The following is a 19150-nucleotide window of genomic DNA, read 5'->3' as shown; positions in this document are numbered from 1 at the left end:
GCGGGTGCCCGGGGTGCCGCCCCGGGTACACGGAGGCCCGGATCGTCAGGCTGAGATGCCGTCGATCCGGGCCATGGCGTCGTCCGCGCCGTACGGCTGCAAGTAGGGCAGCCAGCGCGGGTCCCTATGGCCGGTCCCGATGATGCGCCAGGCCAGACCGGTGGGCGGGGCCGGTTTGTGACGCAGCCGCCAGCCCATCTCGACGAGGTGTTTGTCGGCCTTCACGTGGTTGCAGCGGCGGCAGGAGGCCACCACGTTGTCCCAGACGTGCTTGCCCCCGCGGCTGCGCGGGATGACGTGGTCGACGCTGGTTGCGACGCCACCGCAGTACATGCACCGGCCCCCGTCGCGGGCGAACAACGCCCTGCGGGTAAGAGGAACGGGCCCCCGATAGGGAACCCGGACGAATCGCTTGAGCCGGACCACGCTGGGTGCGGGGACTGTGACGGTTGCGCTGTGCATATAGGCGCCGGATTCCTCGAGGGAGACAGCCTTGTTCTCCAGGACGAGGACGAGCGCGCGACGGAGCGGTACGACGCCGAGCGGCTCGTACGACGCGTTGAGGACCAGGACATGCGGCACGGGTGCCTCCTTGGGCGTCGGCGGCGCGTGGCTCGCGCCGGGACGATCTGCAGTCAGTCTCCCCTCATGCCTGGTGGAAGCGCCACCATGTCCCGGTAACGGGCTGGGAGTGTTTTCGACCACACCTGATGCATCCCCCGGATCATGGCCTGTTCAAGCCCGGGTGAGACCCGTCTCTCCTGCGGCCCTCCTGAGCGGAACGGCGTGGTGCACACACCATGCCCCGTTAGTGTGGTGGTCCTGTCCGTCCGGTGACCTTTTCGTGACCTTGACCGCCCCACCGGAGCGGACCGCGCAGCACGTTGGAGGTACCTGCCGTGTCCTTGCCCGTCGTCCTACTGGCCGCCGGTGCGACGCCGACCCCGTCTCCCTCGGGGGCGACGGCCCCGGCCGTGCCGACGCTTCAGGACGCCCAGGAGAGCGCGACGAACGCGGCCAGCTGGGTGGAGCAGAACTGGTCGACCTGGCTCGCGATGGGTCTGCAGATCCTGCTGATCCTGGTCGTGGCGTTCGCGCTCAGAACGGCGGTGCGGCGGGCGATCACCAAGCTGATAGACCGGATGAACCGCACCGTGGAGTCGGTGGACGGCACCGCGCTGGGCGGGCTGCTGGTCAACGCCGAGCGGCGCCGGCAGCGCTCGCAGGCGATCGGCTCGGTGCTGCGCTCGGTGGCGAGCTTCCTGATCCTCGGCACGGCCGCGCTGATGGTGCTGTCCACCTTCAAGATCAACCTGGCGCCGCTGCTGGCCTCGGCCGGTGTGGCCGGTGTGGCGATCGGTTTCGGCGCCCGGAACCTGGTCACGGACTTCCTCTCCGGCGTGTTCATGATCCTGGAGGACCAGTACGGCGTCGGCGACTCGATCGACGCGGGTGTGGCCTCCGGCGAGGTGATCGAGGTCGGGCTGCGGGTGACCAAGCTGCGCGGCGCGGGCGGCGAGATCTGGTACGTCCGCAACGGCGAGGTCAAGCGGATCGGCAACCTCTCCCAGGGCTGGGCGACGGCCGGGGTCGACGTGACCGTGCGGTCGGGCGAGGACCTGGACCGGGTGAAGGCCACGCTGGACGAGGTCGCCGAGCAGATGACCAAGGAAGAGCCCTGGAACGAGCTGCTGTGGGGGCCGGTCGAGGTGCTCGGCCTGGACAGCGTGCTGATCGACTCCATGGTGGTCCGGGTCTCGGCCAGGACCATGCCCGGCAAGTCGGTGGCGGTGGAGCGTGAGCTGCGCTGGCGCATCAAGCGGGCGTTCGACGCGGCCAGCATCCGCATCGTGGGCGGGGCGACGGCCGTCGAGGACATCGAGGACGTCCCGGACCCGACGGCCTCGGTCGCGGCGCCCTCGGCGTACTCCAACGCGGACTCCCCCCAGTCGACGGCGGCTTCGCCGATCACTCCGCAGCAGCGGCCGGCGCCGAAGTAGGGCGTACGAGGACGGAACGGTTCAGCACACTCGTTCGAGTGAACGGTCGGGGCATCCGGCGTCGAGTGTGCGCTGGGTGCCCCATCGTTCCGCCGGGGCACCCAGCGCGGGCTTAGCCTGGCACCAGTGCGACGAGGAGAACCAGCGATGAGCGCTGAACCGATCATGGAGCCGGTGATGACGCAGGACCCCATCGATCTGCTGATCGCGATCGAGGAGGCGTCAGTGGCGCCGATTCGACCCGAGTACGTCGAGGGGACGGTCATCGTGCCGCCGCAGCCGGACTACAACCACAGCAAGGGCGCTGTCGGGCTCACCGTCCAACTCCACACAGCCGGACTCGAGCTGGCGGGCATGGGTATGGGGTTCCGGGCCGCCCATCAAGACGGCAGCACCATGGCCTTGGTGATTCCCGACTTCTACATCCTGCACCGGGAGCCGACCGAATTGGACAGCTCATACCTCAAGGTGCACAAGGGCTGGTACCCCATCGACATGATCGCCCTGGTCGGCGAGGTCACGTCGACCAACCACGCGATCGATACCGGTGCCAAGCTGGCCACGTACGCCGCCGTAGGCATCCCCGTCTACGTCCTGATCAACCGCGACACGAAGACGGCCCACTGCTACACAGCCCCGGTTCTGCCCGGCGACGACCCCACCAAGGCGTACTACGGCACCGACACCAAGGTCGATCTCGGCGAACCCCTCCTCCTCCCCGCCCCCTACCCCACCCTGGACACGGCCCCGTTCGTCAACGACTGAAGAGTCGCACGATCTGACACAACGCGTCCCTCTGACCAGCGGAGAGCAGATCCGTGACGGACTCTTGACGCGCCCGGGAATTCAGATCGTCTTCACAGGAACCCCGCGTTCCCCCCGCATCCGGTGATCCTTTACTGTCACCTCACGACGGGCCCTTGATCTGGAGCGCGACGCCGCCCGGGGGCCCGTTTCGAATGTGGGGATACATGAGAAAGCTCGCCATAGGCGCCACCCTGTCCGGCGCCCTGGCCCTGACCGGCCTGGCCGTGCCCGTCGCCTCCGCGTCCGGCACGCCCGACCTGACCTTCGCCGGCGTGACCGTGAACAACGGCAAGCCGCTCGTCGTCGGTGTCAGCAAGGCCGTGAGCGTGCCGGTGACGTACACCCTGACCCGGCCCAAGGACCTGGTCATCGACCAGAAGAGCACGTTCCAGGCGGTCGTCCTCTACCGCGGCACGCTGCGGAACATCGGCAACGAGCTGGACCCGGAGACGGCGCCCAGCTGCTCGGCCACGGCCACGACGGACACGACGGTCACCGAGAGCTGCACCGAGTCGATCGTCGTGGAACCGGGAGACTCCCTGTGGGAGGCCGCGGACGCCACCACGTGGAAGGCCGCCGGCCTGTACGCCCACGCCGAGGGCACCGTCTCGGACGACTACCTGCACAACGAGACCGACGTGTCGCTGTGGGGCAACCTCGCCCCGCTGACGGTGCGGCGCGCCGCCCAGCTGACCGCGAACGCCGCCCCGGAGCCCGTGGCCAAGGGCAAGACGCTCACCGTCAAGGGCAGCCTGACCCGCGCGAACTGGGAGACCGGCAAGTACACCGGCTACAAGGGCCAGACGGTCCTGCTCCAGTTCAAGGCCGACGGCGGCTCGTACAAGAACGTCAAGGCGATCACCTCCGGCACCGGTGGCGCCCTGTCCACCACGGTGACGGCGACCAGGAGCGGCACCTACCGCTTCGTCTTCACGGGTACGGCCACCACCGCGGCCAAGACCTCCGCCGGTGACCACGTGACGGTCAGGTAGACCGGCACCCTCTTCCGGCCGGCACCCCCACCACAGGCCGGCACGCGCTCACGGCACGCCCCCGAGGTAACGACTCTGTTGCCTCGGGGGCGTTGTCTATTGACGCCCTCTTCGTCCTGGGCTTACGTTCCTCCCACCCGAATAGGAAAGTTTCCTAACAGTGATCTTCGGGCGGCCGGTTGATCAAGACTGGACGCCATGACCAGGTCACTGGGAAACTGGGCAGTTGGAAAGGCAGGTGTCGACCCCCATGGCAGGAACCGCCGGTACGCCGGGCACCCCTCGCGTGCTGCGCGCCATGAACGACCGCGCCGCCCTGGACCTCCTGCTGGAGCACGGGCCGCTGTCCCGCACCCGGATCGGCAAACTCACCGGCCTGTCCAAGCCGACCGCCTCCCAGCTGCTGGCCCGCCTGGAAGCGGCCGGTCTGGTCCGGGTCACCGGCACCAGCGAGGGCCGGCCGGGCCCCAACGCCCAGCTGTACGCGGTCAATCCCACGGCCGCGTACACCGCCGGGCTCGACGTCACCCCGCACCGCATCCGCGCCGCCGTCGCCGACATCACCGGCCGCACGGTCGGCGAGTACGAACTGCCCACCCCCGGCCGCCGCTCCGCCCACCCGGTCGTCCGGCAGGTCACCGACGCCCTCGACAGCGCCGTGAAGTCCGCCGGACTGGCCCGGGACGACGTCCACCGGCTGGTCATCGGCACCCCCGGCGCCTTCGACCCGGGCACCGGCCGGCTGCGCTACGCCTCCCACCTGCCCGGCTGGCACTCCCCCGCGCTGCTCGACGACCTCGCGGCCGCGCTCCCGATGCCGGTCGAGTACGAGAACGACGTCAACCTCGTCGCCCTCGCCGAACAGCGGCTCGGCGCGGCCCGGGGCCACAGCGACTTCGTGCTGCTGTGGAACGAGGAGGGCCTCGGCGCCGCCCTGGTCCTCGGCGGCCGGCTGCACCGCGGCTGGACCGGCGGCGCCGGCGAGGTCGGCTTCCTCCCCGTGCCCGGCACCCCCCTGGTGCGCCAGGTGACCAAGGCCAACAGCGGCGGCTACCAGGAGCTGGCCGGCTCCCAGGCCGTACCGAAGCTGGCCCGCGAACTCGGCATCGAGGACGTGCCGCCGGGGCCGTACGCCGAGGCCGCCGCGGAACTCCTGGCCCGCGCCGCCGACCACGTGAGCGGACCCCACCGGGAGCTGCTCGCCGCCTACGCGACCCGGCTGGCCACCGGTCTCGCCTCGCTCGCCTCCGTCCTCGATCCCGAACTCGTCGTCCTCAGCGGCTCCGTCCTGACGGCCGGCGGCGAGGTGCTGCGCGCCCTCGTCCAGGCCGAGCTGGAGGAGCTGGCCGCGGCCCGCCCCCGGATCGTCGTCGGCGACGTCCGTGAACACCCCGTGCTGCGCGGCGCGTTGGAGTCCGCGCTCGCGACCACCCGCGACGAGGTCTTCGACACCTCGCGCTGAGCCCCGCCCCCGCAGTCCCCCTCTTCTCACCCACCCCTGCCCCGGGAGACCTCGCCATGCCCGAAGTCATACCCTCCGTTGTCCGAAAGGCGGCTTTTGCCGTAACCGCGTCGCTCGCCCTGCTCACCACCGCCTGTACCGGCCAGTCCAACTCCGGCGCCACCGACGACGCCTCCAAGGACACGACGATCAACTTCTGGCACGCGTGGAGCGCGCCGAACGAGGTGAAGGCGGTCAAGTCGCTGGTCGCCGGCTTCGAGAAGGCCCACCCCAACATCCACGTGAACGTCGTCGGCAATATGACCGACGACAAGATCAACCAGGCGCTGCGCTCCGGCGGCGACAAGGCCCCGGACGTGATCTCCTCCTTCACCACCAACAACGTGGGCAAGTTCTGCTCCTCGGGCGCGCTGGTGGACCTCAACCCCTTCTTCAAGAAGTCGCACATCGACCCGGAGACGACCTTCCCGAAGGCGATGAACGAGTACACCCAGTTCGACGGCAACCGCTGCTCGGTGCCGCTGCTGGGCGACGCGTACGGCCTCTACTACAACAAGACGGCGTTCGAGAAGGCGGGCATCACGGCCCCGCCGAAGACCTGGTCGGAGTTCGAGGCCGACGCCAAGAAGCTGACGATCCCGCAGGGCGACGGCTACAAGCAGCTGGGCTTCATGCCGGACTACCACGGCTGGGAATCCACGACCGAGCACTACTTCGGGCAGTTCTCGCCGACGTACTTCGACAAGGCCGGCAAGTCGAACGTGGCCGAGGACCCGGCGTTCGAGAAGGGCTTCACCCTCCAGAAGAAGCTCGTCGACGAACTCGGCGGCTTCCAGAAGCTGGAGAAGTTCCGGGCCACCCTCGGCGACGAGTGGGGTCCGAAGCACCCCTTCCACACCGGTCAGGTGGCCATGCAGATGGACGGCGAGTGGCGGCTCGGGATGGCGCTCGACGCCAAACCGAAGTTCGACATCGGCGTCGCCCCGATGCCCGTACCGGACGACCGGGCCGACCAGTACGGCAAGGGCTACATCACCGGCACCATCGCGGGCATCGCGGCCACCAGCCACAAGCAGAACGCGGCCTGGGAGCTGGTGAAGTACATGACCACGGACACGGACGCGGTGGTCGGCTTCGCCAACGACATCCACAACGTGCCCTCCACGCTGGCCGCGCTGAAGTCCCCGAAGCTGAAGTACGACCCCCGCTTCAAGACCTTCCTGGACATCGCCGCGAACCCGGACTCGACCACCAGTCCCGCCTCGATCAACGGCGGCGTGTACCTGGTGACGATCCAGCAGTTCGGCTACGACTACGAGAGCGGCAGGGCCACCGATCTGAAGGCCGGTCTGAAGAAGACGGCCGCGCAGATCGACACGGACATCGCGCAGGCGAAGTAGCCATGAACACGAGCACGCTCGCCTCGACGCGCCGCAGTGCCGGCCTCGCCGCAAAGCAGCGGAAACAGGCACTGCGTACGGCCGCCTTCATGTCGCCCTGGCTGATCGGCTTCGCGGTCTTCTTCGCGTACCCGCTGATCTCGACGGTCTACTTCTCGTTCATGCACTACGACGGCTTCAGGCCGCCGACGTGGAGCGGAACGAAGAACTGGACGTACGTCTTCGAGCACTACCCGCTCTTCTGGCCCGCCCTGCGCAACACCCTGTGGCTGGTACTGGTGATGGTCACCCTCCGGGTCGTCTTCGGACTCGGGGTGGGGCTGCTCATCACGAAGATCAAGACGGGCGCGGGTGTCTTCCGCACCCTCTTCTACCTGCCCTACCTCGCCCCGCCGGTGGCGGCGACGATGGCCTTCGCCTTCCTGCTCAACCCCGGTACGGGACCGGTCAACTCGATCCTGGAGAAGATCGGCGTCCCGGCGCCGGGCTGGTTCAACGACCCCGCCTGGTCCAAGCCGGCCCTGACCCTGCTGGCACTGTGGGGCATCGGCGACCTGATGGTCATCTTCATGGCCGCGCTGCTCGACGTGCCGACGGAGCAGTACGAGGCGGCCGAGCTGGACGGCGCCTCGGCCTGGCAGCGGTTCCGCTACGTCACCCTGCCGAACATCTCCCCGATCGTGATGTTCGCCGTGGTCACCGGGGTGATCCAGACGATGCAGTACTACACGCAGCCGCTGATCGCGGGGAAGGTCGCCTCGGGCGTGATCCAGGGCGCGGGCACCCAGTTCGAGCCCGGCTACCCGGACAAGTCCACGCTCACCCTCCCCCAGCTCGTCTACAACCTCGGCTTCCAGCGCTTCGACTACGGCTCGGCCTGTGTGGTGGCTCTGGTGCTGTTCGCCCTGTCGATGGCGTTCACCGCGCTCCTGATGCGGCGCCGGGGCGGTCTCATCCAGGCAGGTGACTGACCATGACCCAAGTACTGGACCGGCCGGTGAAGACGGCGCCGCCGGTGTCCGGGGCGGAGCGGACCGCCCGGCGCAGGGCGCTGCTCGAGTGGATCGCGATCCACTCCCTGGGGATCGCCGCCGCGCTGTTCTTCACGCTCCCCTTCGTGTTCGTGCTCCTGACCTCGCTGATGAGCGACACCCAGGCGCTCAGCCGGGACCTGATCCCGCACACCTGGGAGTGGGGCAACTACCGGAAGGTCTTCGACACGCCCGGCTTCCTGACCTGGTGGAAGAACACCCTGATCTACGCCGGTCTCGGCACCGTGCTGACCGTGGTGTCGTCCGTCCCGGTGGCGTACGCGCTCGCGAAGTTCCGCTTCCGGGGCCGCAACCTGTCACTCATGCTGGTGATCTCGATGATGATGCTGCCGCCGCAGGTGGTCATCATCCCGATGTACCTGTTCTGGGCCAAGCAGCTGGACCTGTCCGGCACGCTGTGGCCGCTGGTCATCCCGATGGCGTTCGGGGACGCGTTCTCCATCTTCCTGCTGCGCCAGTTCCTGATGACGATCCCGAACGAGTACGTGGACGCGGCGAAGGTGGACGGCTGCGGTGACCTGCGGACTCTGCTGCGGGTCGTCCTGCCGATGGCGAAGCCGGGCATCGCCGCCGTCGCCCTCTTCCAGTTCTTCTACGCCTGGAACGACTACTTCGGCCCCCAGATCTACGCCTCGGAGAACCCCGGCGCCTGGACCCTCTCCTACGGCCTGGAGTCCTTCAAGGGCGCGCACCACACCGACTGGAACCTCACCATGGCCGCGACCGTGCTGGTCATGGCCCCCGTGATCCTCGTGTTCTTCTTCGCCCAGAAGGCGTTCGTGGAGGGCGTCACGCTCACCGGAGTGAAGGGTTAAACCACGTATGCCGTGCTCACCCGGGGGACGCCCCCCGGACCCCCGGCCGATGACCGCAGCCCTTACCTCATGGAAGCGAGGAAACCTCCAGTGAAACTCACTGTGGTCGGTGGAGGCTCGACCTACACCCCCGAACTCATCGACGGCTTCGCACGGCTCAGGGACACCCTGCCCATCGAGGAACTGGTGCTCGTGGACCCGGCGGCCGAACGCCTGGAGCTGGTGGGCGGCCTGGCCCGCCGGATCTTCGCCAGGCAGGGCCACCCGGGCCGGATCGTCACCACCTCCGACCTGGACGCGGGTGTGGAGGGCGCCGACGCCGTGCTGCTCCAGCTGCGCGTCGGCGGCCAGGCGGCCCGCCGGCAGGACGAGACCTGGCCCCTGGAGTGCGGCTGCATCGGACAGGAGACCACCGGCGCGGGCGGCCTCGCCAAGGCGCTGCGCACGGTCCCCGTCGTCCTGGAGATCGCCGAACGCGTCCGCCGCGCCAACCCCCGTGCCTGGATCATCGACTTCACCAACCCCGTCGGCATCGTCACCCGCGCCCTGCTCCAGGCGGGCCACCGTGCGGTGGGCCTGTGCAACGTGGCGATCGGCTTCCAGCGCAAGTTCGCGGCGCTGCTGGGCACCGACCCGAAGGACGTCCATCTGGACCACGTGGGCCTCAACCACCTCACCTGGGAGACGGGGGTGCGCCTCGGCGGCCCCGAGGGCGCGAACGTGCTGCCCAAGCTCCTGGCCGAGAACGGCGACGCCATCGCCGACGACCTGCGTCTGCCCCGCCCCCTCCTGGACCGCCTGGGCGTGGTGCCCTCGTACTACCTGCGCTACTACTACGCGCACGACGCGGTGGTACGGGAACTGCGCACCAAGCCCTCCCGGGCGGAGGAAGTCGCCGCGATGGAACGCGAGTTGCTGACGATGTACGGCGACCCGTCCCTGGACGAGAAGCCGGCGCTGCTGGCCAGGCGGGGCGGCGCCTTCTACTCGGAGGCCGCGGTGGACCTGGCGGCGGCCCTGCTGGGCGGAGCCGGAAGCCCGTACCAGGTGGTGAACACCCTCAACAGGGGCACGCTGCCGTTCCTGCCGGACGACGCGGTGATCGAGGTGCAGGCGGCGGTCGGCCCGACGGGCCCGGTGCCGTTGCCGGTCCCGGATCTGGACCCGCTGTACGCGGGCCTGGTGGCGAACGTGACGACGTACGAGGACCTGGCCCTGGAGGCGGCGCTGCGCGGCGGCCGGGACCGTGTCTTCAGGGCCCTGCTGGCCCACCCCCTGATCGGCCAGTACGAGTACGCCGAGCCCCTCACCGACCAGCTCATCACGCACAACCGGGAGCACCTGGCGTGGGCCTGACCGCACCTGAATCCGGGAGTGTCCTCGCCATCGACGCGGGCAACAGCAAGACCGACGTGGCCGTGGTCACCGCCTGCGGCGAGGTCCTGGCCACGGCCCGCGGCGGGGGCTTCCGCCCACCCGCGGTGGGTGTCCCGGCCGCGATGGACGCCCTCGCCGGCCCGGTCACCCGGGCGCTGTCGGACGCGGGCCTGCCCGCCGCCTCGCACGTCTCCGCCTGCCTGGCCAACGCCGATCTGCCGGTCGAGGAGGAGCAGTTGGCGGCCGCGCTGGACGCGCGCGCGTGGGGCACCTCGGTGGAGGTCCGCAACGACACCTTCGCGATCCTGCGGGCGGGCGTGGCCGAGCCCCGGGGCGTGGCCGTGGTGTGCGGCGCGGGCATCAACTGCGTCGGCATGCGCCCCGACGGCCGCACCGCCCGCTTCCCGGCGATCGGCCGCATCTCCGGCGACTGGGGCGGTGGTTGGGGCCTGGCCGAGGAGGCCCTCTGGTACGCGGCCCGCGCCGAGGACGGCCGTGGCGAGCCGACGGAACTGGTCCGCACCCTCCCCGCCCACTTCGGCCTCCCGACCATGTACGCCCTGATCGAGGCCCTGCATCTGGAGCACGTCGAAGACGGCCGCCGCCACGAACTGACGCCGGTCCTCTTCGACACGGCCGCGCAGGGCGACCAGGTCGCCCGCTCGATCGTGCACCGCCTCGCGGAGGAGGTCGCGACGATGGCCACGGTCGCCCTCACCCGCCTCGACCTCCTCACCGAGGAGACCCCCGTCCTCCTCGGCGGCAGCGTCCTGACCGCCGGCCACACCCAACTCGACGACGGCATCCGGGACCTGCTGTCGTCCCGCGCCCCCAAGGCCGACATCCGAGTGGTGACGGCCAGCCCCGTCCTGGGCGCGGCACTGCTGGGCCTGGACCGGCTGGGGGCGGGGGTGGGGGCGCAGGAGCGGGCTCGGGCCTACTGGTCCAGGTAGAGACAGAACGGATGTCCGGCCGGGTCGAGCAGCACCCTGACGTTGTCCTGGGGCTGGTGGTCGGCCTCTCGGGCGCCGAGTTCGAGGGCATGGGTCACCGCGGACGGCAGGTTCGTCACCTCGAAGTCGAGGTGGGTGGTGATGCGTTGGGCGCCCCTGCGGGCGGGCCAGACCGGCGGGACGTAGTCGTCCGCGCGCTGGAAGGCGAGGTAGGCGACGCCTTCCGGCGGGGTGATCGCCGCTCCGTCGGGGTCCTGCTTGGCGATCTCCCAGCCGAGGAGTTCGGAGTAGAAGCGGGCGAGGGCGTGGGGGTCGGGGGCTTCGAGGACCACGCCCCACCAGTCATGGCGTGACATGCGGGGGGAGCCGGGGTCGTGGCTCGGTCGTCCGTGCATGTCGGCGAAGGGTACAAGCGGTGCCGGGGGTTGCGGGGGAACCGATCCGCCGCACCCGGCGTGTTCATCATCGAGGGGTGGTGCGGCCGGCGCCCCGCGCCGTCACGCCGTGGCTTGCGCTGCGATCCGATCAAGATCGAGTGAAGGCTGGTGCGGATGCCGGTCAGGGCGGTGATACTTGGCGGCGAACGAATGACCATGGGGGAGGTCAAGTGACACACCCGCCGAAGAGCAGCGCGGCGCCGCCACCGGCGGGTCCCGCCATGCCCGCGATCCCCTCCCAGCCCGGCTCGCCCGCACGCGTCGGCCCGCCCCCGGCCCCGCGCCGTACCGCCTTCGCCGAAGGTGTCGAGCAGGTGCGCGCCGCCGCGACCACCGAGCCGGGGCGGCTGCGGATCATCGGGGCCGTTCTCGCGCTGCTCGTCGTCGCGTTCGGCGCGGTCACCACCTGGCAGATCTCCGAGCGGGCGGCCGCCGCCGACGACGTGCTGCACCGCAGCCAGCCGCTCAGTTCCGGCGCGGCCGGCATCTACCGTTCGCTGGCCGACGCCAACACGGCCGCCTCCAGCGGGTTCCTGGCCGGCGGGCAGGAGACCGCGGACTCGCGCGACCGGTACGAGAAGGACATCCGTACGGCCGCCGCGGGGCTCGTCACGGCCGCCGCCAACGCGGATCCGGGCTCCCCCTCCGAGGCGACCATCGCCAGGCTGAACCGGCTGCTGCCCGAGTACAAGGGCCTCATCGAGCGCGCCCGGACCTACAACCGGCAGGGGTATCCCGTCGGCGGCGCCTATCTGCGGTACGCCAACGAGAAGATGCAGAAGGAGATGCTCCCGGCCGCGGAGGATCTCTACACGAAGGAGAACCAGCGGCTCGACGCCGACTACGGGGACGCGACGCCGTACCCGTGGTCCGCGATCGTGCTCGGCGTGCTCGCGCTGGCCGCGCTCGGCTGGGCCCAGCACCGCACCTACCGGCGCACCAACCGCGTCCTCAACCACGGCCTGGTCGCCGCCTCCGCCGCCACCACCCTGGTGCTGCTGTGGCTGGTCGTCGGGCACGCCGTCGCACGCTCGGGCCTCGACGGTTCGTACGACCACGGCATCCGCTCGCTGAAGGTCCTGCACGACGCGCGGATCGCGTCCCTGAAGGCGCGCGGCAACGAGAATCTGAGCCTGGTGGCGCGCGGCGCCGAGACGGTCACGGTCGGCGGGCAGACGTACGACGCGTACTACTACGACTTCGACAAGGACATGACCGTGCTCGGCAAGGGCCTCACCGAGGCCGACCGGCTCGCCGACGACGGGACGGGCACCGCGCCGGTCAAGGCGGCCGAGGGCAACATGGCGGTGTGGAAGAAGCGCCACACCACCGCCCGCACCGAGGACGAGAACGGCAACTACCAGCAGGCGCTGGACATGGTGATCGGCGGCAAGGGCGCGACCGGTGAGTGCTTCGACAGCGTCGACCGCAATCTCGCCCTGGCCATCGGCCACGAGCAGGCCGAGTTCAAGCAGGCGGCCGGGGACGGACGGGACGCGATGACCGGGCTGCCGGTCGGCGCCGCCGTCCTCGCGGTCCTCGGTGCCGCAGGCGCGGTCGCCGGCATCGGACGCAGGCTTTCGGAGTACCGGTGACAGGGGGCAGGACGATGTACGCAGCACGTGCACGGGCCTCCGTTCGGGGCTGGGGCGGAGTCGGCGCGATGGCGGTGCTGTGCGCCCTGGCGCTGGCGTTCGTCCTGCTGCTGCCGCGGACCCAGGAGGCCCGCCAGGCCGGGCGCACGGCCGGACCGGGAGTGGCCGAGGCCACCCAGGCCCGGGCCTCCGACTGCAAGGACTCGGACGCGCAGAAGCAGACGCTGTCGCCGTCCGGCGCCGACGGGCCGACCATCGACGCCATCAAGTCCCGTACGGGCGCCAAGCGCAAGCTGGTCGTGGGCGTCGACCAGAACAGCTACCACTGGGGCTACCGCAACCCGAACACCAAGGGCGCGGAGCTGGAGGGCTTCGACATCGACCTGGTGCACCGGATCGCCGCGGACATCCTCGGCGACCCGGACGCGGTGCAGTTCAAGGCGATACCGACCAGCCAGCGCATCCCCGCCATCCAGGACGGCCGGGTCGACATGGTCGTGCGCACGATGACCGTCACCTGCCAGCGGCTCGGCGAAGTCGCCTTCTCCGCCCCGTACTTCAAGACCGGACAGCAGGTACTGGCACCCAAGTCCTCGTCGATCACGGGGTACGACGACACGCTCGCGCACAAGAAGATCTGCACGGCGTCCGGTTCCACCGCCTACCTCAAGCTGAAGGCCGACCGGGACAAGGGCACCCTGCCCGCCTCCACGGACATCTCCAGCACCGTCCCCAACCAGCTCGACTGCCTGGTCCGGCTGCAGCTCGGCGAGGTCGACGCGGTCGTCACCGACGGCGCCCTCGCCGCGAGCCAGGCCGCCCAGGACCCGACGGTCGAGCTGAAGGGCGAGGCGTTCACCACCGAGTACTACGGCGTGGCGATGAAGAAGGACGCCGACGATCTGGTACGCCGGGTCAATCGCATCCTGGTCGGCTACCGCGCGAGCGGCTGGCAGGCGTCGTACGACAGATGGCTGTCGGCCACACTGGGCGAGGACTCCGGAGCGTCCAAGCCGCCGGCCCCGGAGTACCTGCGCAAGAGCTGAACCACCCCACCCCGACCAGAACCCACCTAAGGCCAACCACACAGCAGCGAGAGGTGATCGATGGGCGTCACGGACCCCGCCGGGCCGGTGATGGACCGGGACGAGGTGGACCGTGCGCTGGCGCGGCTCGGCGCCGAGCACGAGGCGATCGAGACCTCACTGCTCGCCCTCCAGGACCACGCGGGCCGCAGACTCCTCGAAGGCGCCGAACTGACCGGCGTCACCAGGGAACGCTGGGCGGCCGCGGAGGCGTCGATCACCCTGCTGTGGGCGTACTTCGACGCGTACACGGCCGCGTTGCGCTCCGCCCGGGAGATCCGCGCCCGGCGCCGCTGGTCCAGCCGCGAGGACCTGGTGGAGCTGACCGAACTGCTGCGCGGCGACTCCGTCACCGTGCCCGGCGGCGCCGTCACGCTCGCGGCCGCCGGCAGGCTCAGCGAGAGCTTCTCGCTCGGCACCCTGGTCGACCGGATGAACGAGCTGTACGCGTCCTCGCTGGACCTGGTCGTCACCGCCGACGCGGTCTGGTCGGCGCTGCCCGCCCGGATCGATTTACTCGCCGCGGAACTTCAGCGCACCCGCAAGCTCGCGCACTCCGTCGGCGTACGCCCCGGCGAGCACCCGGCCGGCGACGACCTGGAGCGCATCACCCGCACGCTGACCAGGCTGCGCGAGGACGTGGTCTCGGACCCGCTCGCCTTCTGGGTGCCCGCGGAGGGCAGTTCGGCGCCCGGCGGCGGCCGCCCGGACACCACCGTGTACGACCGTGAGGCGCGCGCCCTGGAGGACGTGCGCCGCGAGATCGACGCCGTGCTGACCGTCCGCCAGGACGCGGAGACCCGGCTGATCCGGCTGCGGGACGTGCTGTCCCGCGCGGACCGCACGCTCGCCGAGGCGCGCACCGCGCGCGGTGAGGTGCTCGCCAAGATCGCCGCGACCGAGGTGCCCGTCGTCAGCGGACCCCCGACCGCGCTGCAGGAACAGCTGGCGACCGCGGCCGAGTACCGACGGCAGGCGCAGTGGCACCGGCTCTCCCCGCTCCTGGAGTCCCTGGAGCAGAAGGCCGAGGACGAACTGCTGCGCGCGCGTGAGTCGTTGACGGCGGTCACCGCGCCGCTCGCGGTCCGCGCCGAGCTGCGCGGCCGCCTGGACGCGTACCGGGCGAAGGTCGCCCGGCACGGGCTGGCCGAGGACCCCCTGCTGATCGAGCGGTACGACAGCGCCCGGCGCATGCTGTGGAGCGCCCCCTGCGACCTGCGGGTGGCCGAACAGGCCGTGCTGCGCTACCAGCAGGCCGCGGCCGAACAGCTCGGCGCGTCGAGGATTCCCCAGCAGGGCGAACCTCAGGACCGTAGGAGTGAGTCGTCATGAGTCAGGCACAGCGGGCGTGCCAGCGGCCGGGCTGCGAGGGGACGTACGAGGACGTCGGCGGCGGTGAACTGTACTGCGACACCTGCGGCCTCGCCCCCGTCGTCTCGGCGACCGGGATGGTCGGGTCGCCGCCCACCGGGATCACCAGTGGCGGCAGGGGCTCGGCGAGCGGCGGCAGTGCGCGCAGCTCGCGTACGTCGTCGCAGTCGTCCAGGTCGCGGCGCTCGGTGTCCGGGCGGCTCTCGCGCTCGCTGTCGGGCAGGTCCACCGGCCGTTCGGTGTCGGTGCGCAGCTCCGGCTCCTCCTCCGGCACCTCCGCCCGGGGGCGGCTGGGCGCCGGTCTCGTCTCGGTGCCGCAGGTACCGCGGCCGGACCCGCGCGCGATGGTGCTGGAGAACCCGGAGGTGCCGGAGCGGAAGCGGTTCTGCTCGCGGTCCGACTGCGGGGCTCCCGTGGGCCGGGCGCGCGGTGACCGGCCGGGGCGCACGGAGGGGTTCTGCACCAAGTGCGGGCACCCCTACTCGTTCGTGCCGAAGCTGAAGGCCGGGGACATCGTGCACGGCCAGTACGAGGTCGCGGGCTGCCTCGCGCACGGCGGCCTGGGCTGGATCTACCTGGCCGTGGACCGGGCCGTGTCCGACCGGTGGGTGGTGCTCAAGGGCCTGCTCGACACCGGCGACCAGGACGCGATGGCGGCCGCGATCTCCGAGCGGCGCTTCCTCGCGGAGATCGAGCACGCCAACATCGTGCGGATCTACAACTTCGTGGAGCACCTCGACCAGCGCACCGGCTCCCTCGACGGCTACATCGTCATGGAGTACGTCGGCGGCAAGTCGCTGAAGGAGATCGCCAACGCCCGCCGCACACCGGACGGCCGGCGCGATCCGCTGCCGGTGGAACAGGCGTGCGCGTACGGCATCGAAGCGCTGGAGGCGCTCGGGCATCTGCACAGCCGCAACCTGCTGTACTGCGACTTCAAGGTCGACAACGCCATCCAGACCGAGGACCAGCTCAAGCTGATCGACATGGGCGCGGTGCGCCGCATGGACGACGACGAGTCGGCGATCTACGGCACGGTGGGCTACCAGGCGCCCGAGGTCGCCGAGGTCGGCCCGTCGGTGGCGAGCGACCTGTACACGGTGGGCCGTACGCTCGCGGTACTCACCTTCGACTTCCAGGGGTACACGAACGTCTTCGTGGACTCCCTGCCCGACCCGGACAACATCGAGGTCTTCCACCGGTACGAGTCCTTCTACCGGCTCCTGGTCCGCGCCACCGACCCCGACCCGGCCCGCCGGTTCGGTTCCGCGCAGGAGATGGCCGAGCAGCTGACCGGGGTCCTGCGCGAGGTCGTCTCGCTGCAGACCGGGCAGGCCCGGCCCGCGCTGTCGACGCTGCTCGGGCCCGAAGTGAAGGTCACGGACACCGAGTTGTTCCCCAAGCTCGACGGGGACGTGTCCCGGCTCGGGGCGCGGCAGGTACACAGCGCCCGGCCCGCCCCCGCGCTGCCCGCGGCCTCGATCGTCAAGCCGGTCGAGACCCCCGCCGCCGCCCTCGCCCTGCCCGTACCGCTGGTCGACCCGGGCGACCCCAACGCCGGTTTCCTGGCGGGCCTGATGGCGTCCGCGCCGGCCGAGCTGATCAGCGCGCTGGACGCGGCGCCCACGCAGACCGTCGAGACCCGGCTGCGGCAGATCCGGGCGCGGCTGGAGAGCGGCGAGCACCAGGCCGCGCTGATGGCACTGGCCGAGCTGGACGAGGAACGGCCCGACGACTGGCGGGTGGTGTGGTACCGGGGCGTTGCCGCCCTGGTCACCGGTGACTTCGAAGGCGCGGCGCTGTCCTTCGACGCGATCTACGACGCCTTCCCGGGCGAGGCCGCGCCCAAGCTGGCGCTCGGCCTGTGCGCGGAGGTGCTGGGCCAGCTGGACAACGCGGCCGAGTACTACGGCCTGGTGTGGGCGACCGATCCGAGCTTCGTCAGCACGGCCTTCGGGCTGGCCCGGGTGCAGCTCGCGGCCGGCGACCGGCGCGGTGCCGTACGGACCCTGGAGTCGGTGCCGGAGTCCTCCATCCACTACACGGCCGCCCGGGTCGCCGCGGTCCGGGCGCGGCTCAGACAGCGCACCGCGAGCGCCGCGGACGTGGCGTTCCTGGACGATCTGACGGCCGCCGCCGGCCAGGTCGAGGCGCTCGACGCGTACGGCCTGGACCCGTCCCGGCGCGAGCAGTTGTCGGCCGAAGTGCTCGGCAGCGCGCTGGACTGGATACTCTCCACAGGCCAGGGCACCGACCGACCCGCCGCCGGCGGACGGGTGTTGCTCGGCAGCGGTCTGGACGAGCGGGGCCTCCGCTTCGGACTGGAGCGCGCGTACCGCACGCTGGCCCGGCTGGCGCCCGGCGGCGAGGAGAGGATCGAACTGGTGGAACGGGCCAACCGTTACCGCCCCCGGACGTGGGTGTAGTTGATGTCGCAGATGCCCCAGCAGGCCGCACCGTCGAAGTGCCCGAGCTGCGCGGAGCCGCTCGAACCGGGTGACCTGTTCTGCGGCGCGTGCGGATACGACCTGTCCGTCGTGCCCGTCCCGCCGCAGGACCATCCGACGCTCACCATGACCGGCTCCCCCGTGCCCGGGGACGGCGTGGACTGGCCCGCCCCCGAGCCGGCCGGCTCCGGCGGCACCCCGGGCGAGGTCCATCTGCCGGCCGATCTGCCCGGCACCGACTCGGGAGGCAAGCCGCTGCACGCCGAGGAGCCGGCCGCGCCCGGTGTCCGCTTCGACCGGCCCCCGGAGCCCGACGAGTACCCGCTGCAGGCACCGGACCCGCGCGCGGCGGCCGCCGCCGTGCCGGAGGAGCCCCAGCCGGTCTGTGTGGCCTGCCGGGCGGGCCGGGTGGACAGCGACGGCTACTGCGAGAACTGCGGGCACGCCCAGCCCCGCGAACGCGACCACATGGAGCGGGAGTCGGGCCCGGTCGCCGCGGTCAGCGACCGCGGTCTGCGCCACCACCGCAACGAGGACGCCTTCACGGTCGGCCGCACCGCGCTGCCCGACGGCGCGCCCGCCGACCTGGCGATCGTCTGTGACGGCGTGTCCTCGGCGACCCGCCCGGACGAGGCCTCGGCGGCCGCCGCACAGGCGGCCGGTGACACCCTGCTGGCCGCCCTGCCGCGCGGCACGCACCCGCAGCAGGCGATGCACGAGGCGATCGTGGCGGCCGCCCAGGCCGTCAACGCGCTCGCCGGGGAGCCCGCAGCGGACCGTGAGCACGCCCCGCACCAGAACGCCCCGGCGTGCACCATCGTCGGCGCGGTCGTCACCTCCGGGCTGCTGGTGGTGGGCTGGGTCGGCGACAGCCGCGCCTACTGGGTGCCGGCGGACCGCGGCGCGCCCGCGGCCCGGCTGACCGAGGACGACTCCTGGGCGGCGCAGATGGTCGCGGCCGGCCTGATGAACGAGGCGGAGGCCTACGCCGACGAGCGCGCCCACGCGATCACCGGCTGGCTCGGCGCGGACGCCTACGAACTGGAGCCGCACACCGCCTCCTTCAAGCCGGACCGGCCCGGTGTCGTGGTGGTGTGCACCGACGGCCTGTGGAACTACGCGGAGACGGCCGAGGAGATGGCCGAGGCCGTACCGGCCGACGCGGCCGAGCGGCCACTGCACAGCGCCCGCGTTCTGGTCGGCCACGCCCTGGACGGCGGGGGCCACGACAACGTAACAGTGGCCGTCCTGCCGTTCCCGGTGCCGCCGCAGGGGGCAGGATCGGCCTGAGGCCGTACAGAACGGGGAAGCCTCGACGGACCGGAGGGGACCGGTCCGTCCACACGCATTGCTCCGC

The 19150-nt window shown here is 71.2% G+C and carries 16 protein-coding genes; 14 read left to right on the top strand and 2 right to left on the bottom strand.

Annotated features, from left to right (window positions below):
• Window positions 1–45: 45 nt before the first annotated feature.
• Complete coding sequence (locus FB157_RS10550) at window positions 46–582, bottom strand: HNH endonuclease (protein ID WP_145878278.1); 537 nt, start codon at window positions 580–582, stop codon at window positions 46–48.
• 317 nt (window positions 583–899) lie between these two features.
• On the opposite strand from FB157_RS10550, the gene FB157_RS10545 reads away from it, so the two are divergent.
• The 9 genes from FB157_RS10545 to FB157_RS10505 all read left to right on the top strand — a co-directional run bounded on the left by FB157_RS10545 (window position 900) and on the right by FB157_RS10505 (window position 10858).
• Window positions 900–2000 carry a mechanosensitive ion channel family protein gene (locus tag FB157_RS10545; protein WP_145878276.1) on the top strand — a complete coding sequence of 367 codons (1101 nt, stop codon included), beginning with the start codon at window positions 900–902 and terminating at the stop codon, window positions 1998–2000.
• A 147-nt stretch (window positions 2001–2147) separates the two neighbouring features.
• Window positions 2148–2765, top strand: a complete 618-nt coding sequence (locus FB157_RS10540; protein WP_145878275.1) for a Uma2 family endonuclease — start codon at window positions 2148–2150, stop codon at window positions 2763–2765.
• A gap of 206 nt (window positions 2766–2971) precedes the next feature.
• Window positions 2972–3799, top strand: a complete 828-nt coding sequence (locus tag FB157_RS10535; protein WP_145878273.1) for a hypothetical protein — start codon at window positions 2972–2974, stop codon at window positions 3797–3799.
• A 250-nt stretch (window positions 3800–4049) separates the two neighbouring features.
• A complete protein-coding gene (locus FB157_RS10530; RefSeq protein ID WP_145878271.1) occupies window positions 4050–5261 on the top strand; it encodes an ROK family transcriptional regulator in 1212 nt (403 codons plus the stop codon).
• Between the two features lie 56 nt (window positions 5262–5317).
• Window positions 5318–6661 (top strand): ABC transporter substrate-binding protein, encoded by a 1344-nt coding sequence (locus FB157_RS10525; protein ID WP_186581443.1) that lies wholly within the window; start codon window positions 5318–5320, stop codon window positions 6659–6661.
• Window positions 6662–6663: 2 nt separating this feature from the next.
• A complete protein-coding gene (locus FB157_RS10520; protein WP_145878270.1) occupies window positions 6664–7632 on the top strand; it encodes a carbohydrate ABC transporter permease in 969 nt (322 codons plus the stop codon).
• 2 nt (window positions 7633–7634) lie between these two features.
• Window positions 7635–8528, top strand: coding sequence for a carbohydrate ABC transporter permease (locus tag FB157_RS10515; RefSeq protein WP_145878268.1), 894 nt, complete (start codon window positions 7635–7637; stop codon window positions 8526–8528).
• A 90-nt stretch (window positions 8529–8618) separates the two neighbouring features.
• Window positions 8619–9884: a 6-phospho-beta-glucosidase gene (locus tag FB157_RS10510; RefSeq protein ID WP_145878265.1), complete on the top strand. Its 1266-nt coding sequence runs from the start codon at window positions 8619–8621 to the stop codon at window positions 9882–9884.
• Window positions 9875–10858 carry an N-acetylglucosamine kinase gene (locus tag FB157_RS10505; protein WP_145878264.1) on the top strand — a complete coding sequence of 328 codons (984 nt, stop codon included), beginning with the start codon at window positions 9875–9877 and terminating at the stop codon, window positions 10856–10858. Before FB157_RS10510 ends, FB157_RS10505 begins: the two co-directional genes overlap by 10 nt.
• Here the strand turns inward: FB157_RS10505 and FB157_RS10500 are convergent.
• The gene (locus FB157_RS10500) at window positions 10843–11253 is read right to left on the bottom strand and encodes a VOC family protein (protein WP_145878262.1); all 411 of its coding nucleotides are present in this window, start codon (window positions 11251–11253) and stop codon (window positions 10843–10845) included. The two genes, FB157_RS10505 and FB157_RS10500, sit on opposite strands and share 16 nt — an antisense overlap.
• Before the next feature lie 263 nt (window positions 11254–11516).
• On the opposite strand from FB157_RS10500, the gene FB157_RS10495 reads away from it, so the two are divergent.
• From FB157_RS10495 to FB157_RS10475, 5 genes are read left to right on the top strand one after another with little or no spacing between them, the layout of a single operon-like run.
• Window positions 11517–12890, top strand: a complete 1374-nt coding sequence (locus FB157_RS10495) for a hypothetical protein (protein WP_145878672.1) — start codon at window positions 11517–11519, stop codon at window positions 12888–12890.
• Between the two features lie 14 nt (window positions 12891–12904).
• Window positions 12905–13936, top strand: a complete 1032-nt coding sequence (locus FB157_RS10490) for a glutamate ABC transporter substrate-binding protein (RefSeq protein WP_145878260.1) — start codon at window positions 12905–12907, stop codon at window positions 13934–13936.
• Window positions 13937–13996: 60 nt separating this feature from the next.
• Window positions 13997–15307 carry a hypothetical protein gene (locus tag FB157_RS10485; protein ID WP_145878258.1) on the top strand — a complete coding sequence of 437 codons (1311 nt, stop codon included), beginning with the start codon at window positions 13997–13999 and terminating at the stop codon, window positions 15305–15307.
• Window positions 15304–17772 (top strand): serine/threonine-protein kinase, encoded by a 2469-nt coding sequence (locus FB157_RS10480; RefSeq protein WP_145878257.1) that lies wholly within the window; start codon window positions 15304–15306, stop codon window positions 17770–17772. Before FB157_RS10485 ends, FB157_RS10480 begins: the two co-directional genes overlap by 4 nt.
• Before the next feature lie 3 nt (window positions 17773–17775).
• The gene (locus FB157_RS10475) at window positions 17776–19083 is read left to right on the top strand and encodes a PP2C family serine/threonine-protein phosphatase (RefSeq protein WP_145878255.1); all 1308 of its coding nucleotides are present in this window, start codon (window positions 17776–17778) and stop codon (window positions 19081–19083) included.
• The last annotated feature ends 67 nt before the right edge of the window (window positions 19084–19150 follow it).

The sequence above is a fragment of the Streptomyces sp. BK340 genome (assembly GCF_007827595.1).
Lineage (GTDB): Bacteria > Actinomycetota > Actinomycetes > Streptomycetales > Streptomycetaceae > Streptomyces.
Note: the sequence above shows the minus strand (reverse complement) of the source record. Positions and strands in the feature narration are given on the sequence as shown.